Source organism: Kineococcus siccus, from assembly GCF_009906795.1.
Lineage (GTDB): Bacteria > Actinomycetota > Actinomycetes > Actinomycetales > Kineococcaceae > Kineococcus > Kineococcus siccus.
In genome coordinates this window covers 21,496-37,093 of record NZ_JAAALN010000014.1, presented here as the reverse complement: position 1 = coordinate 37,093, position 15,598 = coordinate 21,496, and the positions used below count along the sequence as shown (strand labels likewise).

20 protein-coding genes and 2 pseudogenes are annotated in these 15,598 nt (G+C 70.4%); 9 read left to right on the top strand and 13 right to left on the bottom strand.

All coding sequences use genetic code 11. From position 1 onward, the window contains the following. Window positions 1-292 precede the first annotated feature (292 nt). Complete coding sequence (locus GTR02_RS03735) at window positions 293-721, top strand: hypothetical protein (protein ID WP_166606131.1); 429 nt, start codon at window positions 293-295, stop codon at window positions 719-721. Between the two features lie 343 nt (window positions 722-1,064). Beyond that, window positions 1,065-1,586: a hypothetical protein gene (locus tag GTR02_RS03730; RefSeq protein ID WP_166606130.1), complete on the top strand. Its 522-nt coding sequence runs from the start codon at window positions 1,065-1,067 to the stop codon at window positions 1,584-1,586. A 101-nt stretch (window positions 1,587-1,687) separates the two neighbouring features. Here GTR02_RS03730 and GTR02_RS03725 read toward each other — a convergent pair whose 3' ends face one another. Together GTR02_RS03725 and GTR02_RS03720 are read right to left on the bottom strand one after the other, a co-directional pair. Next, window positions 1,688-2,038: a type II toxin-antitoxin system PemK/MazF family toxin gene (locus GTR02_RS03725; RefSeq protein ID WP_166606129.1), complete on the bottom strand. Its 351-nt coding sequence runs from the start codon at window positions 2,036-2,038 to the stop codon at window positions 1,688-1,690. Next, the gene (locus tag GTR02_RS03720) at window positions 2,035-2,253 is read right to left on the bottom strand and encodes a ribbon-helix-helix domain-containing protein (protein WP_166606128.1); all 219 of its coding nucleotides are present in this window, start codon (window positions 2,251-2,253) and stop codon (window positions 2,035-2,037) included. The genes GTR02_RS03725 and GTR02_RS03720 overlap by 4 nt, the downstream gene beginning before the upstream one ends. A gap of 45 nt (window positions 2,254-2,298) precedes the next feature. On the opposite strand from GTR02_RS03720, the gene GTR02_RS03715 reads away from it, so the two are divergent. From GTR02_RS03715 to GTR02_RS03695, 5 genes are all read left to right on the top strand, one after another. Then, window positions 2,299-2,811 carry a hypothetical protein gene (locus GTR02_RS03715; RefSeq protein WP_166606127.1) on the top strand — a complete coding sequence of 171 codons (513 nt, stop codon included), beginning with the start codon at window positions 2,299-2,301 and terminating at the stop codon, window positions 2,809-2,811. 51 nt (window positions 2,812-2,862) lie between these two features. Further along, the gene (locus tag GTR02_RS03710) at window positions 2,863-3,651 is read left to right on the top strand and encodes a S66 peptidase family protein (protein WP_166606126.1); all 789 of its coding nucleotides are present in this window, start codon (window positions 2,863-2,865) and stop codon (window positions 3,649-3,651) included. After that, window positions 3,618-3,776: a hypothetical protein gene (locus GTR02_RS24880; RefSeq protein WP_420814685.1), complete on the top strand. Its 159-nt coding sequence runs from the start codon at window positions 3,618-3,620 to the stop codon at window positions 3,774-3,776. Before GTR02_RS03710 ends, GTR02_RS24880 begins: the two co-directional genes overlap by 34 nt. Window positions 3,777-3,869: 93 nt before the next feature. Continuing rightward, window positions 3,870-4,295 (top strand): NUDIX domain-containing protein, encoded by a 426-nt coding sequence (locus GTR02_RS03700; protein ID WP_205708575.1) that lies wholly within the window; start codon window positions 3,870-3,872, stop codon window positions 4,293-4,295. 565 nt (window positions 4,296-4,860) lie between these two features. Then, window positions 4,861-5,208, top strand: coding sequence for a hypothetical protein (locus tag GTR02_RS03695; protein WP_166606123.1), 348 nt, complete (start codon window positions 4,861-4,863; stop codon window positions 5,206-5,208). 244 nt (window positions 5,209-5,452) lie between these two features. Here GTR02_RS03695 and GTR02_RS03690 read toward each other — a convergent pair whose 3' ends face one another. From GTR02_RS03690 to GTR02_RS03650, 9 genes and pseudogenes are all read right to left on the bottom strand, one after another. Further along, on the bottom strand, window positions 5,453-5,770 hold the full coding sequence (locus GTR02_RS03690) for a hypothetical protein (protein WP_205708574.1): 318 nt from the start codon (window positions 5,768-5,770) through the stop codon (window positions 5,453-5,455). Window positions 5,771-5,913: 143 nt separating this feature from the next. After that, a complete protein-coding gene (locus GTR02_RS03685) occupies window positions 5,914-6,564 on the bottom strand; it encodes a hypothetical protein (RefSeq protein WP_166606122.1) in 651 nt (216 codons plus the stop codon). 167 nt (window positions 6,565-6,731) lie between these two features. After that, window positions 6,732-8,015 carry an IS110 family RNA-guided transposase gene (locus tag GTR02_RS03680; RefSeq protein ID WP_205708573.1) on the bottom strand — a complete coding sequence of 428 codons (1,284 nt, stop codon included), beginning with the start codon at window positions 8,013-8,015 and terminating at the stop codon, window positions 6,732-6,734. A 375-nt stretch (window positions 8,016-8,390) separates the two neighbouring features. Beyond that, the gene (locus tag GTR02_RS03675) at window positions 8,391-8,735 is read right to left on the bottom strand and encodes a hypothetical protein (protein WP_205708572.1); all 345 of its coding nucleotides are present in this window, start codon (window positions 8,733-8,735) and stop codon (window positions 8,391-8,393) included. A 319-nt stretch (window positions 8,736-9,054) separates the two neighbouring features. After that, window positions 9,055-9,441, bottom strand: coding sequence for a PH domain-containing protein (locus GTR02_RS03670; RefSeq protein ID WP_166606121.1), 387 nt, complete (start codon window positions 9,439-9,441; stop codon window positions 9,055-9,057). 171 nt (window positions 9,442-9,612) lie between these two features. Beyond that, a complete protein-coding gene (locus GTR02_RS03665) occupies window positions 9,613-10,050 on the bottom strand; it encodes a hypothetical protein (RefSeq protein ID WP_166606120.1) in 438 nt (145 codons plus the stop codon). A gap of 238 nt (window positions 10,051-10,288) precedes the next feature. Beyond that, window positions 10,289-10,738, bottom strand: a pseudogene (locus GTR02_RS03660) (transposase); the annotation flags it as partial. 258 nt (window positions 10,739-10,996) lie between these two features. Next, window positions 10,997-12,070, bottom strand: coding sequence for a hypothetical protein (locus GTR02_RS03655; protein ID WP_166606119.1), 1,074 nt, complete (start codon window positions 12,068-12,070; stop codon window positions 10,997-10,999). Continuing rightward, on the bottom strand, window positions 12,067-12,591 hold the full coding sequence (locus GTR02_RS03650) for a SigE family RNA polymerase sigma factor (RefSeq protein WP_166606118.1): 525 nt from the start codon (window positions 12,589-12,591) through the stop codon (window positions 12,067-12,069). Before GTR02_RS03650 ends, GTR02_RS03655 begins: the two co-directional genes overlap by 4 nt. 355 nt (window positions 12,592-12,946) lie before the next feature. Here GTR02_RS03650 and GTR02_RS03645 point away from each other — a divergent pair, with 355 nt between their 5' ends. Beyond that, on the top strand, window positions 12,947-13,582 hold the full coding sequence (locus GTR02_RS03645) for a hypothetical protein (RefSeq protein WP_338073553.1): 636 nt from the start codon (window positions 12,947-12,949) through the stop codon (window positions 13,580-13,582). A 113-nt stretch (window positions 13,583-13,695) separates the two neighbouring features. Then, on the top strand, window positions 13,696-14,466 hold the full coding sequence (locus tag GTR02_RS24155; RefSeq protein WP_166606116.1) for a phosphotransferase: 771 nt from the start codon (window positions 13,696-13,698) through the stop codon (window positions 14,464-14,466). A gap of 145 nt (window positions 14,467-14,611) precedes the next feature. Here GTR02_RS24155 and GTR02_RS03635 read toward each other — a convergent pair whose 3' ends face one another. Continuing rightward, complete coding sequence (locus tag GTR02_RS03635) at window positions 14,612-15,337, bottom strand: hypothetical protein (protein ID WP_166606115.1); 726 nt, start codon at window positions 15,335-15,337, stop codon at window positions 14,612-14,614. A 34-nt stretch (window positions 15,338-15,371) separates the two neighbouring features. Next, a pseudogene (locus GTR02_RS24875) lies at window positions 15,372-15,500 on the bottom strand (type II toxin-antitoxin system PemK/MazF family toxin); the annotation flags it as partial. Window positions 15,501-15,598 lie beyond the last annotated feature (98 nt).

Genomic DNA, 15,598 nt, shown 5'->3' with positions numbered 1-15,598 from the left:
GCCGCCTGGTGGCCCGGACGCATCACCACCGCCCGCGTCAACACCCTCACCATCACCACGACCAGCGGTGACCGCTACGACGTGGACCCCCGCACTATCGACCTGCCCTGGGAGCAGTACGGCGCCTGTACCCCCTGGCTCTGACTACATCAACCTGGAGAGCACACGCGCGGTCATACCGCTGGCCAGGACGTCGTCGACCGCGCGGACATGTCGACGAGCGAGTGACCCAACGAGACTCCTCCCGCGTTACACGCATCGACGATTGATGCCCACGGGGGACAGTTGACCCATGCCCCAGCACGAGGAGTCGAGCATCGTCGCCCGACTGCAGGAAAGCATCGACGCCGTCTTGGTCCCGCGCGGGTTCGCCGCCGGAGGAGTCGGCGTCTCTGAGGGGCGACGCCAGGTCATCTGGTGCGCGGTCGCTGAGGACTTCGCGGCGCGCTTCCCCGGGCTGCCGGCCAGTCAGGAACCACCAGAGGGCTGGAGCACCATGTGCACCGATGTGGTGGTCGACATGGCGACCGCTGACGGCGAGTGGTGCGTGACCAAGGTCAGCTTGGAAGGCAAGCAGCTGAGCCCACTGCTCGCGGGTCTTGGCCTGAGCGTCGCTGCCGAACGCGCCGCCGCCCTGATCGGGACACCGGCGCACGCCTGCCTCGCACCGCTGCCCCAACTGCTGCTCGAGCTGCTTGATGGGCCCGGCCCAGAGCACTGACTCCTCTGATGCCGAGGGTGCGCACTCATACCGCCGTCCGCGCCATCGGCGACCTCGCGGTCCGTCGATGGCCGCAAGATCGCCAAGGACCGCGGTTCGTCATGAGGTTGTCTCGCTGCTCCCGCATGAGCGGGTAAGGGCTCCGCTGCCACTGACGACCCTGTCCCCATGTCGATCTGGCAGCTAGCCTCAGCGTCGTCGGGTAACCCGCGCCCGGAGCCTTCGCGCCCCGGACTTGTCGAGTGTGCGGGTCTTCAGCATGGAACGTCCCATCGAACCAGCCCCGGTCAGCCCACCTCCGGCCAGTGAGCCCGCCCTTTCGAGCACTGCTCAGATTCTGCGGTTGGAGATCGCTAGCTGGGAGATCGAGGGCGGCGCACCACGGCCCGTGGTTGCTCAACCGCTGGACGGCTACCGAGTCGTCTTCGTCCCTGCCGACCCGGAGGACTACTGGGACCGCGCAGCTCTGGACGAGGACGTCGACCTCGATGCCTTACCGCCTCAGGTGATCATCCCTGCGGGTGCGGGCCGTGGCGTGCAGCATGGCCACCTACGCGCGGAGTGGCACGTCACACCTGATGAAGGACCGCTGTACGCGGCGGAGCCGCTGGCGGGCACCACCGTGCGGACCCGCATCATTGCCTGCGAGCGTCGTCTGGGCGTCCAGGACCGGGAGCGGGAGCAGCTGTGGCTGCCGGTCCCTGGCAGCCTGCGGTTGCGGGACGTCAGCGGCTCGGACTGGACCTTCGACGACGAGGCACTCCTCGCCCAGGCACTCCTCGCCCAGGCGTGTCCACCGGTGCTGGGCGATGTGCGGCACGGACTCGATGAAGGGGTCCTGGTCGACCTGCAGATGGGCGAGTGACCAGCGGGCTCTGATCGCCGACCGACGCATGACCTACTCGGTCACATCGTGCGACGGAACGCTCGGTCATGCCGCGGTGGGGGTCGTTCTCGTCACCGGCCTCACAGGGCCAGGTGCAGCCGCAAGGCGTTGTCGAGGGCGTCCAACGCCGCGAGCGGCAACCGCCCCAGCGGCGGTCCCAGCCGGTTCACCGAGACGGCGCGGACCTGCTCAGCCTGGGCCTTGGAGTCGACGTGCAGTCCGGTGTCCTGGGCGGCGAGCAGGACCTGGAAGGGGAACACTCTGGCGGTGTTGCTGGTCACCGGGACCACGGTGACCACGCCCCGGCCCAGGCGCTCCGCGACAGCGTTGGCCTGATCGTTGCTGACCACGACCGCGGGCCGACGCTTGTTCGCCTCACTGCCTCGGACGGGATCGAAGTCGACTAGGCGGACTTCCCCACGGTGCATCAACGCAGTCCGTCGTCCGCGACGCCCTCCCACACCTCGCGGTCTCCGGAGTCGTCCCAGTCCTTCCAGGCGGCGGCGTAGTCCTGCTCCAGCTGCTGGCGGGTCAGTGCCCGGACGGCCCGCTGAACCGCCGCTGACCGGGACGGCAGACCGGCCTCGCGGACGTGCTCGTCGAGGGCGGCGACGTCGGCTTCGGAGAGGCTGATGCTGAGCTTCACGATTCAATGCTACTGAGGTAGCACCGCTGATACCACCATCCGGTCATGCTCGACGCATGGGTGATCATGGTCGGCTGGCTACGCCCTCACATGCCGATGTCCGCCTGGTCGTATCGGCACTGGCGTCCTGGTCGATCGGTGCCTGCGAACGGTGGTTGCCTGGTTCACTGCAGCATGAGGATCAGGTGGGCGCAGGTGGCCGTGGTCGTCGGTGCTGTCGCCGTCGCGTCCGCCGGTTGTGGGGCGGAGCCTCCCCAGCCCACCATGCGGGTCTTCGCCTGTTGGGGTCCGGAGGCCCCGCGGCCTGACAGCGGTGTCATCACCTTCACCTTCCTGCAGCACGGCAACCTCATCAGCACGGCGTCCGGCGCACCGGACTCCGTGATGTCGGCAGCGGTACCCGCCGGCGAAGCAACGACGATCGTGGCCAACGGTGAGCCCTTCGGCGAAGTCGGCGTCGAGGACGGTGAGGTCGCCGTTGACGAGGACGGCCAGTCTCCGGGCTACTACGCCGTGATGGGTCCGGGATGTCCCGCTCCCTCATCGTGGGCCCCCTGATCGCCGCGGTCAGGCGATGGGGCCGCTAGCGCACTTCGCACGGTCACGGCGATGACGTCACCCCGGGCGCCGACGCTTCCTGCTCGGCTGCTGCCCGGTGACCGGGTCGTGGTGTTGTCTCCCAGCAGCTGGCCCGAAGCGCGCGAAGACATCGACCAACTGGTGACCACGCTGCAGTCGTGGGGACTGCGCCCCGAGCTGAGTGCTCACGTTCTGGACCGCAACGGGTACATGGCCGGCACCGTCGCTGACCGGCTCGCCGACATCAACGAGGCGCTGCGCGATCGTGAAGTCCGCGCTTTGATCGCCTCGCGGGGACGATGCGGTGGCTTGCGCCTGATGCACGGCATCGATCGTCAGGCGTTGGAGCGCGACCCCAAACCGCTGATCGGCTACAGCGACGTCACTGCCCTGCACCAGGTCTGGCGGCGCTCCGGTGTTCCCGCGGTGCACGGCGCTGTCCACGGCGCGCACCGGGGCGTCGTTCGCGAGCAGCTCCTGGGAGGCGCCCCCACCTCGGTGCGGAGTGACCCGGACATGGTCACGGCCGCGATGACCACGAACGGCACGGCTCGGGGCGACCTCGTCGGAGGCAACCTCGAGATGCTCGCCCGCTCGGTGGGCGTGATCGACGTGTCGTGGCAGGGCTGCATCCTCATGGTGGAGGCCAACAAGGCCGCCGGCCTGGGCATGGTGGACCGCGCCTTGACCCAGCTGCGCCTGTCCGGCGCGCTCGATCACCTCACCGGTGTCGCGGTCGGCAGCTTCGACCAGTTCGCCGGCTTCCAGGACAGGGGTGGACGATCGTGGACACGCTCCAAGACCTCCTCGACGACTTGAGCGTTCCCATCGTGGGTGGGCTTCCGCTCGGACACGTCGACGACCCGGTGCCGGTGCCGCTGGGCGCCCCCGCCGTTCTGGACGCCGACACGGGTCAGCTCAGCGTCGAAGCGCTCGTCCGGTAGTCGATGCCTGCCGGCCCTGGGGGCATGGGCCGACGGTCGTCCCGCGTCGAGCGCGCGGTCCGGCACGGCGTCGTCGTCTGCTTGGCTCGCCCGGTGCACACCGTTGTCGTCGGCATCCTGATCGAGGACCACCGCGTGCTCCTGGCCTTGCGCAGCGCGACTCGCCGCGCTCACCCCGCCACGTGGGCTCTCCCCGGAGGCCACGTCGAGCCCGGTGAGTCCGAGCCCGAAGCCTTGCGCCGAGAGCTGCAGGAGGAGTTGGACATCGACGTCCACGACTGCGACGGCGAACCCACCGCCCGGCTACGCCTCGCCCCCGGGGCACCCGACACCGCGCTGCACCTCAGCGCCTGGCAGGTGCTGACCTGGAGCGGACAGCCCAGCAACGCCTGCCCCGATGAACATGACCGCCTGGCCTGGTTCAGCGCGGACGAGCTGGGTCTGCTGCGCTGGGCGCATCCTGAGCACCGGCAGATGCTGCGCGACGTGCTCAGCCATTCCGGCTCCGAGGCGACCTGATGGGGCTCGCCCGACGTCACGGTCATCCGGCCGTCCGTGACATCACGACCGGCGACTTCCGCACCCGCCGAGAGCCGTGAGCCCGTCAGCGCGGCGCGTGGCGTCTTCTGCTCGACAAGCTGCGGTGGCTGTCACGCTTGCCGCCCGAAGCGCGCCGTGATCGACACCGATGTCTGCGTGGACTGGCAGGCCGTCGACGACTCGACACCGCGATGGATGGAGCCGACACGCGCGTCAGGGCGCTCCGACGAGCCCGCCGCAGCCACCGCAGTCCGCGGCGCTGGGTCGTCACCGCCTTGGTCGGCGCAGCCGCGGTGGCCACGACCGTGCTGGTCGTCCCGCTGGCCACCGCTCCCTCGGCCTCGGCCGAGCAGGTCCTGCTCGTCACCGCGCAGGCCGTCGGGCAGCAGCCGGACCGATCCACCGGCGCGGCGTACTGGTACGTGCGCTCAGAGAGCGACTACCCAGGTACCGATCCCATGCAACGAGAGATCTGGAAAGAGCGGACGGGTGAGTCCGTCCTACGTGATGAGGCCCTCATCCCCGGGGCCTTGGACGGCGTCAGGTGGACCTGGGCCAGGTCCGCACCGAGAGCGCAGGCGGTCCTGCGGGGTTCACCGTTGGCGGGCAGGACGTGTCGTGTCAGGACCTGGAGGCGCTGCCCACCGACCCCGACGAGCTCGGGGCATTGCTGCGCCAGAAGGGCGCCGGCCACGAGTCGGGTGAGGACAACGAGCTGTGGGAGAGCGTCACCGGCCTGCTGAGGGAGAGCCCAGCGTCCCCGGCGGTGCGTCAGGCGCTGTGGGAGGTCGTCGCACACATGCCCGGCGTCGAACTGGTCGGGCCGATGACCGACGCAGCCGGGCGACGCGGAACTGCCATCGAGCGGAACGAGCTGGATCAGGGGTGGTAACGCATTGTCTACATCCTCGATCCGCAGACGGGGGCGCTGCTGAGAGTCAGAACATCGACAGGGACGGGACTGTCGTCTGGCGCTCGACGGAGCTGGTGCAGGAGCCTGCCAGCACTGCACCTGTTGCGCAGCCGCCGACCTGCGGGCCAGGCTCGGTCCCCGAGCACAGCTGCTGAGCGGGATCGGCGCTGCGCTCAGGGGCCTGCACATGGGCTCGGGTGTGCGTCTGCCGATCGTTCAGCGATCAGCCGGTCTCACGACCAGGCAGAGGTGCCCCGCCGAGGAACGCCTCGTATGCCTCAAGAGCTCCCTCGTCGACCTGCGGTTGTCCCGCTCCGTAACGGAGGTCCGTGCGGTCACGCTTGGGGCCGGAGAGCCAGAACCACTCGTCCGTGGCGATGTCGTAGAAGTTGGCGTCGGGGCCTTGGAACCGCCGCAGCTCCCTGCCGTGGAAGCGGGCGGTCTTCCAGGTCTTGTTGAAGTCGACCCAGCAGATCCAGGACGGACCCTGGTCGGTGTTGTAGCCCGACTTCAACTGAACGAACATGAGCCGCTGAGCCACGTGCCCACGCTACTGCCAACGATCAGACACGAGGGCGTGTCGCAGGAGCTCGGCGTTGTGCGTGGCCGATGGTTGGCTCTTCACGCCGGGACCCACCCGCTCGGGTGTCACGCGCAGCGCCCCGTCGGCCTGCTCCCTGCCCATCATCTGGTCCTGGGAGTCAAGAGTCGCCGCAGTCGGGCGCGAGGCCCGCGCCGCGCCTTCCAGGCCGCCTCAGCCTGGTGCTCGTCGGCCGCCAGGTCCTCCATCCGGCGCAGCGCCGAGTGCAGCGTGGAGTCGTAGTGAGTAGCGTCGAAGGTGAACGACCCGACCGGCGAGAGGTCCGGCATCTCCTCAGCTGGAGTCTGAGCGTCCTCGTACCGGACGTCTGTCCAGCGCACGACCTCTTGCCCACCGCCTGGGTCGACCTCGCGCTCAACGGCGATGGTGAGCGCGCCGCAGTACACGTCGCCGCACTCGGGGCAGCCGTACAGGGGCAGTCGGCCTGGCTCGAGCACGTCCCAGTCCGAGTCACGCTCCACCGCGCCGAGCAGCTGTCGAAGGCTCAGCGCGGAGGGCTCGGGCCAGGCGAGGTCCGCGACGCTGACGAACTGGGACCCGTTCAGGCCGTACGGCAACGGAAGATCCACCGAGAGGACTTGCTGCAACACAGACGCGCCGTCGATGACGAAGTCCAGTTGCGTCAACGGTTCCTCCAGTCGAGGGATGAACCGGGCGCGCGTCTGCAAGCTGGGGCTGCCAGGGCGAGAACGCTCGATCTCCACGAGGTCCAATCGGTCGACTGCGGGCTCCATGTCTGCGATGATCCCGCAGCTCTCGAGTGATCCGTGAGCGATGGGCCACCAGCCTGGCGGGCTCGGTGCTGTGCGTGCTTCTGATCATGACGCGTCGGGTGCGCGACCATGGCGCTCCACGACGTCCGGGCACGGCGCGGAGCGGGACGCTCGCTCATGGCTCCCCTCTATGTCAAGGGCGGGGTCTTGCGGGGTCGGCGAGTACGGGGCGAGGATGGCCGTGCGGGTCCGGGAAGTGACCTCTCCGAAGCGTCGACACCGGGGTTCGAGTCGACCGCGCTGGAGCATGCAGACGCCCCCACGTGTCCTCCCGGGCCCGTCACCGACTGCTCCTCCAGCGTGTCCTCGTCCACGCTCTCGACCAGGTCGACGACGACCTTGATCTCCTCATGCAGGACGACCGCAGCAGGGTCGCGGAACGGCTCGGTCGACGGTTCCAGACCGAAGCGGCGGGCGTCGTCGTCAGCGACCATTTGCCGGTAGACCACATCGGACAGGCGCCGCTTCAGCGCCCGCAGCGCCTCCATCGACGACTTCCCACCGGCCTTCTTCCGGTCGTAGTAGCGCCGGCCTTCGGTGTCTTGACGCAGCTGGACGATGGCCATCGTGTGCAAAACCCGGTTGATGCGCCGGTTGCCCGCCCGAGACAGCCGCTGGTGGTCGCTGTCGCCGGAGGAGGCATCGATCGGCGCTGTCCCGTTCCAGGACGCGAAGTGCCCCTTGGACGGGAACCGGGCGATGTCTCCGACATCGCCGAGCAGCCGGGCCGCGGTCGAGGGGCCGATGCCCTGTAGGTCCATCAACCGTGATCCCGACGCGGCGACGAGCTCGGTCAACTCCTTGTTCGCGGCCTTGATCAGTTTGTCCCTGGTCACGAGCTCGTCGATCAACGCGACCACGATCCGACGCCTGGTCCGGCCTACGACGTCCCGCGGACGCACGGTCGCGACGAGTGCCTTCGCCTGCGCCGCAGACAGGAACTTCTTCGCCCCGCCCGGCATCAGCTCCAGCAGCAGCTTCTGGATCCGGTTCACCGTCTCCGTCCGCCGGACCCCGAGCTCGTCACGGCGATCGGCCAGTAGCCGCAGCGCGACGTGCTCGCCGTCGATGGTCACCGCCCGCAGCGTGGTGGTTCGCAGCGCGACGACGGCGATGGAGTGGGCGTCGGTGGCGTCGGTCTTGCGGCCCTGCCCGGTGGAGAACACCCGCGCCCGAGCCGACAGCTTCGCGGGGACGTCGATGACGTCCTCTCCGTCGGCGAGCAGACGCTGGGCCAAGTGCTTGCCGATGCCGTTGGCGCCCTCGACCGCCCAGACCCGGGAGGAGAACTTCCGCCCCGCGGCGAGCATGGACCGGTAGCCGGTGGTGTCGGTCGCGAACCGTCCCTCACCCAGGACCCGTTCGCTGCGGTCGAGGACCTCGATCGTCGCTGACCGCTTGTGCGGGTCCATCCCGATCACCACCGCGGTTGCGGGTCTCGTCGCTGTTCTCGTACTCGTCATGGTCGACCTCCGTGTCGCCGTCACCTGCGCGCGAGGACCTCCCAGCGGAGGTTCTCGGTGGTGCTGGCGGTGGTGGGCAGCGCTACTTCGAGCATGACCAGACCCCTCTTGAGCCTCACCCCGCCGGGCGGTACCCGACGCTCCGCATGCCATGAGAGAGCCACACCGATCGAACTGGTGGGCAGCCGCAATGAGAGCGTCACGCCGGGTACCTCGACTCAGCCTGGCCGGGCCGTTGCCGTGGGTCCAGTGAACAAGTAGCCGCGATCCAGGTGGTCGCTGACGGCTTGCCACGTCTCCTCGTGCCGAGGTCGCGAACCTCGGTCAGACGTCCTCGCAGCTCTCCCGGTCGACGAGTGAAGCGACGTCGGCACAGCGGATGTGGCTCCACGCCTCGGACCCGAAGGAGTCCGCGGTGCTGTCGGTGAAGACCTCCAAGCCCCCACCGGGTAGCGCCCTGAAGTAGGTCTTGATCGGGTCTCCCTCGATGGTCGGGGACGTCACGACGACCTCAGCTCCCTCGCGCTGCGCGTCAGCGCTGAGTAGGCATTCCTCGAGATCCGCCGGGACGGTCTGCCCCTGGGAGAGGGTGATCGGAGGGCACTGCGGTAGGGCAGAGCGTTCCCGGAACGCCGGCGGAGCTTGCTCGGAATCGGGGGCCTCGACCACGGAAGTCTGCTCTGGAGTCGTCGCCGCCGAGCTCGTGCTGGTCGGTGCCGACGCCGCAGTCGGTGGCGGCGCATCGTCAGAACAGCCCGAAGTCGCCCAGAGCGCCGCAGCGGCCACGAGAGCCAGACAGCCAGATCGCACGGTAGCCATGCAGCCAGTGAAGCAGCGGCCGGGTCCTGAGGGCGGAGTTCGGCAGCAAGGACACAGGGAGTCACGGTCATGGCGCTGGTCGCGCGGCCGTAGCCGCCGGCGACGACCGCGCCTGTCGAGAGGGGGAGCCGCAGGCGCCTAGCGCGACGTTCCAGTGGAGGGTCAGGGATCAGCGCGGGCGAGCCTCCAGGACGCGCGCACGATCCAGCTCGGCAAGCTCGGGCAACTGCACCTCCCTGCCGTCGCGACGACGAAGGCGCATCAGCCGGGGCCCACCGAGAGGGTCCACGCTCACTGCCTCCACGTCTTCCCAGGCGATGAAGTGGTCCTTGAACCCACCGGTGTTCACCAGGAGCCCCCGCTGATCGACGACGACTCTGGCCCGGCGGAGCAGCAGTCCCCGCCCCACGTGGAAGCAGCCGAGGAGGATCATCGGCGAGTGGGCCCACGTCCCGGTGATGGCCACGAACCCACCGATGAGCACGACCCACGAGGCCCCCATCACCACCCAGACGACGCTGCTGCGCAACGACGAGGGGATCGGGCGCAGGAGCATGCCACCACTATCGCGTGCACCCCCCTGCCGCTCGGCGTCGATCACTCGATCGGTTCACGAGGCCGCCGTCGCGCGCACCGACGTCACGGTCCCGGCCGTGCCGCTGACCGCGCACAGACGCGCTCCTGCCGCGGTGAGCGCGACGTCGCCCTCACGTCGCACGGAGCACGGTCACTCGACCGCGGTGAAGTCTCCTGCTGCATCGGCCCGCACCGCGGCCCGGAAGAGGTTCTCCTGACAGACCGGCCCGTCGGGTGGGTACTGCTGCAGGTCCGCCTGGCCCGAGACCTCGAACGTCGTCGAACCCACTGCGTCGGTGACACGCGCACTGACCCGCACCGCCCGCGCCTCCTCCAGGTCACCGACAGAGACGAACGCCTTCTTCATGTCACGCGTCGCGACGTCCCAGCCCTCGCACCGCCCATCGGCGCACAGGCGGACCGTCCCACCGGCGGCAGGGTCAACCACCTCAGTGAGGTCGAACGTCACTCCGGAGTACTCGTACATCGCAGGGCATGCGTACCCGGTCGAACAGCCGGTGAGCATGCCCACGAGCAACAGCGTCTCTGCGAGGAGGAAGGGCCAGCGAGCGTTCGCGGTCGGTCCCATGCAGGTCACACCTCCAGGACGAGCGTGGCGCGCCGGGCTGACAGTGCCTCATCTCGCAGACGGTACGCACAGTCACGCCGTCGGTCACGCGGACGGCGCGCTCCTGCCACGGAGCGTGGGGAACGCGGTCATCCCGCCGGAACGTCCGCGAGGTGCGGTGAGCCCGGGCAAAGGAAGTGGCGCCCGGTCAAGTCCACGGGGGTGGTGTACGACGTTCGCCGCGTGATGCTCCGTGCGGTCAGGCCGTCAGGGCCTGCATCGTGAGGTCGGAGCTCACCTCCGCAACGGTCTCGGCGGAGCTGGTGCCCTCGCCGGGGATCTTGGTGAGCCGGCAGCGGGCGAGCAGGTCGACGCCGAGGTAGCGGCGTCCTTCGGTCCACTCATCGTCCTGCTCGGCTAGGACCGCCCCGACCAGGCGGAGCAGGGAGTCGCGGTTCGGGAAGACCCCGACGACATCGGTGCGGCGGCGGATCTCCCGGTTCAGCCGCTCCTGCGGGTTGTTCGACCACACTTGACGCCACACCTCCTTCGGGAAGCTCGTGAACGCCGAGACATCGGCTCGGGCGCCGTCCAGGTGGGCGGCGACCTTCGGCAGCTTCGCCTCGACAGCATCCAGCAGCCGGTCGAACTGGGCGTGCACGGAGTCCGCGTCGGGCTGGTCGTTGACGCTGTGCAGCAACGTCTTCACCCGAGCAACGAGTCCTCGAGGTCGATCACCCCGGTAGTCGAGCACCTGGCGCGCCTCGACATCAAGCCCTGAGCACCGCAGAACTCGTGGCCGTACCGAGAGCAAGGACGTCGCGGCCGCTTCGCGCTGCGCATGACGGCTGCGCCACCCGGTGCCAGTGCGGCGTCGAGCTCAGGGTGCAAGGGTTTCAGCAGGGCGACCCGGCGCGGCCGGGCGCAGGTGCGGGGGGACTGCTCGGCCGCTGTGGCGGTGGGAGCGTCACCGGCCGTCGCCGAAGTCCCGGCTGTCGCGGAGCTGCTGCACCAGGGGGCCGAAGGTGGTCGGGTCGGGACGCAGGACGGCGCCGGTGCTGGAGAACACCAGGTCACAGCGACCGGTGAAGTCCACGAGGAGGTAGGTGTACTCCCGCAGGTACCGCTCGGTGGCCGTGTCGTCGGGGTTGTGCTCGTAGTCCGGTGTCGTCAGCAGGTCGATCTGCGCCTGCTGCCCGGCTGCGGGGAGGCAGTCGGGTTCGCCGTCCACGCGGGGGGCGGCGTCCACCACCTCCTGCAGGCGGGAGAGCAACGCCGGGTCGCGGGACTGTCCTGTCCACGCACCGGTGGTGTCCGTGACCGTCGCGCCGGCCACGGGGTTGGTGCTGGCGCGGACGGGAGCCTGCCGCTCCTCGGGGCGGGGCTCGATGGTGAGGCCGCCCAGCAGGACACGGACCTGCGCCTCGTCACCGGCGAGCTGCACCCGCACACCGCGCGAGGGGACGCTGACGATGGCGCTGCTCTCCTTCCCGTAGGGCACGTCCTCGAGGTAGACGGGCACTCCGTCGATGAGCGTCACCCCCGACGTCATCCCCGATCCGCCGGTCCACTGCCGCACCGTCGACGGCGTCAGCAGAGCGCCGGGCCCGTCGTGAGGGAGGGGGCACTCCTGTCTCGTGCCCGGAGTCGGCGCGGCGACCACGGTGATCGCGCCGGGAACCAGGCAGGTCGCCGCCGCCGAGGCCGCCCTCGTCTCGTAGCCCTCTGCGGTGATCTCCACGCCGTTGAGGCCGCGATCCGTGGCCTCGATGCCCGGCGGCGCCCACTCCGGTGCCGGTGCGGAGGTGACGGGTCCAGCCGGCGCCGCCGGCTGGACGCGAACGGCACTTCCCCCGCCGTGACCCGAGACGACGAGCGCAGCGGCGATGCAGGCGGCGAGCACGCCCCCGGTGGAGAACGCTGCGGTGCGACGGCGTGACTGCTGGTGGCGCCGGGCGGCGCGGAGGACGTCGTCGGGGTCCAGACGCCGCGGCGGGGTCGGCACGGCCTCGGTCAGCAACCGCTGCAGGTCCTGGTTCATCGCGCACTCTCCTGGAGACGAAGTTCGTGCAGGGCGGGGTGACGGCGCAGCGCGGCCAGCGCCTTGGAGGTCTGGCTCTTCACCGTGCCCACGGAGCAGTCCAGTGCCTCGGCGGTGTCGACCTCGGTGAGGTCCTCGTAGAACCGCAGGGCGATGACCGCCCGCTGGCGCGGGGGCAGGGCCCGCACGGCCGTGAGGAGGACGTGGTGGACCTCGCGGCCCAGACCGGCGGGAACGGGCAGATCGGGTAGTTCGGCGGTGGGGACCTCTCCGCGCCAGCGCCGACGGCGCCAGTCCAGCGCCTGGTGCACCATGATCCGGCGAACGTAGGCGTTCGCGCCCTCGCGCCCGTCCGCCCCCTGGGTGCCGCCGACGCGCCGCCAGTGCGGCCAGGCCCGGACCAGCGCGGCCTGCACCAGGTCCTCGGCCGTGGCCCAGTCCCCGGTGAGCAACCACGCCGTGCCCAGCAGGGCCCTCTGCCTCGTGCTCACGAACAGCCGGAAGTCCTCCGCTGCATCCATCTGGACCTCCTCAGTGCCTCACCCGCTCCAACCGGCTGGACCCCGCAGAAGGTTGCCTCGCTCCCGTGCACACTCACCTCGGACCGCCTGCCCGTGTCGCCGTCCGCGGGCACGCGGGTCCAGGCCGCGCAGTGCGTGCGGCCGTCGGCCCCTGCGATGAGACACCAGCCCGCGACTGCGGCGACACTGCTGGGGCGTCCCCGGACGGGCGCGACGACCGGCGAGGAGACGCAGCATGGGTGGACGAGCGCGAGCGGTGGGGCGACTCGTGGGCCTGACCGTGGTCCTGTGCGCCCTCTCCGGCTGCGGCGGCTCCCCGACCGGCGCACCCTCCGGAGCGGGCCGACCCTCACTGGTGCTGACACCGTCTCAGGAGGCCGCCGTCGCCGCGTTGACTCCTCCCGAGGGCGCCCGCCGCGGGGATCCGCTGGGGTTGCTCGGCACCGTCGGCGACCTCGTGGGGAGTGCGCTCGCGTGCGATGAGGTCGCGGAGCACCTCGACATCCCGATCCCCAGCTTCCCGACGCTGACCGCACGCGGCTTCACCATCGCCTGCGGCAGCCCTGAGGGCGCCGGCGTCTTCGCCCACCCGGTACCGTCCGCGACCAACCCGCCGGCACCGTCCGCAGATCCGGCTGCCGACGTCCGCGGCGTCATCATCGCCTACCTGCCCCCAGGTGTGGATCTCGACGGCACGCCCTTCCACGAGGCCCGTCGCCAGGGGCTCGTGTGGATGACGATCCTCTACGGCGGTGACATCGCTCAGCCGGCTACCCCGGCGACGAGTGCGCCTTCCAGCTCCTCCGACTTCACCACTCTGCAGTGGCGCAACGGCAACGTGCTCGGGGTCCAGTACATGGATCCGGGGGACACCCGGGTGGCCTGGCGCAGCACCGCGGCTGACCACGTCTTCAGCGTCAGCGTGGACACGTCCGGCGATCCTGTCGCCGGGGTGACGCTGCTGGCGGACGGTGTGGACCTGCCCACCTGATCTCCGGACCGGCCCCCGGGGAGGGCAGCAGCAGTCGAGCTGCGGTTGGTCGGCGTGCAGCGGCAACGTCAGGAAGGTCCGCGTCGCGCACGCCCACGAGTCAGAGTGGGCGTGTGACCGGAGCTGACCGTGGTGTCGAGGTGCGCGACGGCCTCGTCCGCCGCCCCGCGCAGCAGTGGACACCGACCGTGCACCACGTCCTGCGCCACCTGCACGACCGTCTCCCCGACCTGGTCCCGCGGCCGGTCGGCATCGCCGGTGGAGTCGAGACCCTGACGCTGCTGCCAGGACAGGCGGGCGCCGACTGCTGGGCGAACCAGGCCGGCGAGAGGGGGCTGACCTCGGCGGCGCGGCTGCTGCGCACCGTCCACCGAGCCAGCTGGGACTACGTCCCCGAGGCAGACGCCACCTGGGGTGCTGCGGCCATGACGCCGGCCGAGGTGGTCTGCCACGGCGACCCAGGCCCGTGGAACATGGTGTGGCGCAACGGTCAGGCCGTGGGGCTCTTCGACTGGGACTTCGCGCATCCCGGCCCGGCCATCGACGACGTCGCGTACGCGCTGGAGTACCTGGTGCCCTTCCGCAGCGACGAGCAGGCGCTTCGCTGGCACGGTTTCGCCGCACCACCGGACCGACGCCGACGACTGCTCCTGTTCCTGCAGGCGTACGGCTGGACCGGGTCGTTGGACGTGGAGACGCTGGTCGAGGAGGTCATCGCCCGTCAGCGACGCACCGTCGAGGCGGTGGCCGCCCTCGCCGAGCGCGGGGTGCAGCCGCAGCAGCAGTGGGTGCGGGACGGTCACCTGGAGGAGCTGGCTGAGCGGGTCCGCTGGAGTCAGGTTCACCGTCACCTGCTGATCTCCGACCGGGGCTCCTCTCGGTGAAGCCCGACCCGCGGAACCACCGCACCGCACTGGCCCGACTGGACGCGGAGCCTGGCGATGCGGTTCTCGTCGGTGACCAGCCGGCGTGCTGCGCGGGTGCGGTCGCCATCGGCGTGAGTGCCGTGTCAGGCCGCGCCCGCCCACCTCAGCGATCAGGACGCTGACCGTGTCGCTCGCGGCGGGCGCTCGCTCGCGCATCAGCCGCCGCGAGGCCTCCACGCATCGCCTCGCGCGCCCCGGGTTCCCACGGCCCTGAACCAGCCAGGGGGATCTCGGTCATGAAACGACGCCGGCACTCGGGGATCCTCGCGACGACGAGATCAGGGTCCTGTGCCGCGACGGTGTAGAGGCCCGGGCCATCGGCGTAGTAGACGTCCGTCACGACGAGGTGCCCGTCCGCGGCACGCATGATGTTGGCCGGGTTGGTGTCCAGCGGGCCGCACCACGGGAGTTCGCGCACCGCTCGAGCGTGGACGCGGCGCATCACGTCGACCAGTTCCTCGACGCCCGTGGCCCGGGTGCCGATCGCGTGGTGGAAGGCGACAGCGTCGTCCTCGGGGACCGGGCGGAGCCACTCCATGACCTGGAGGTCGCCACCGCCGGTCAGACGACGATGGGCGAACAGACGGGGGACCTGGCCCGTGGGCCCGGCTTCCCGGTACAGCGCAGCGGAGTACGGCCCGGTCGGGTCGAACGGGCTGACTCGCGCCGCAGCCGAGCCGTCCGGCGATCGAAGGGCGATCGCCCAGTCACCCGCCCCGCAGCGCGTCCACCCTGCAGCGACGAGCGTCGCTTCCACCACCCGGTGGTCCGGCTCGCCGTCGCTGAGCCCGAGGGTCGCCAAGGAGGCCTCGACCTCAGCCGCAGTCACGGCCCGACTCCTTGCGGGCGGCGGTCGGCGAATCTCCGGAACCCTGTCGAGGAGCCGCGTTGGCCCGGTCGTCGCTGACGACGACCGCGGGTCGGGGCGTGTTCCCCTCACTGGCCCGGACCGGGTCGACGTTCGCGAGACGGACCATGCCGCGATGCATCAGCGCAGTCTGTCAGCGGTGGCGCTCTCCCACACCTGTCGGTCACCGGGATCCGCCCAGTCCTCCCACGCCGCGGCGTGGTCCTGCGCCAGCTGCCGGTG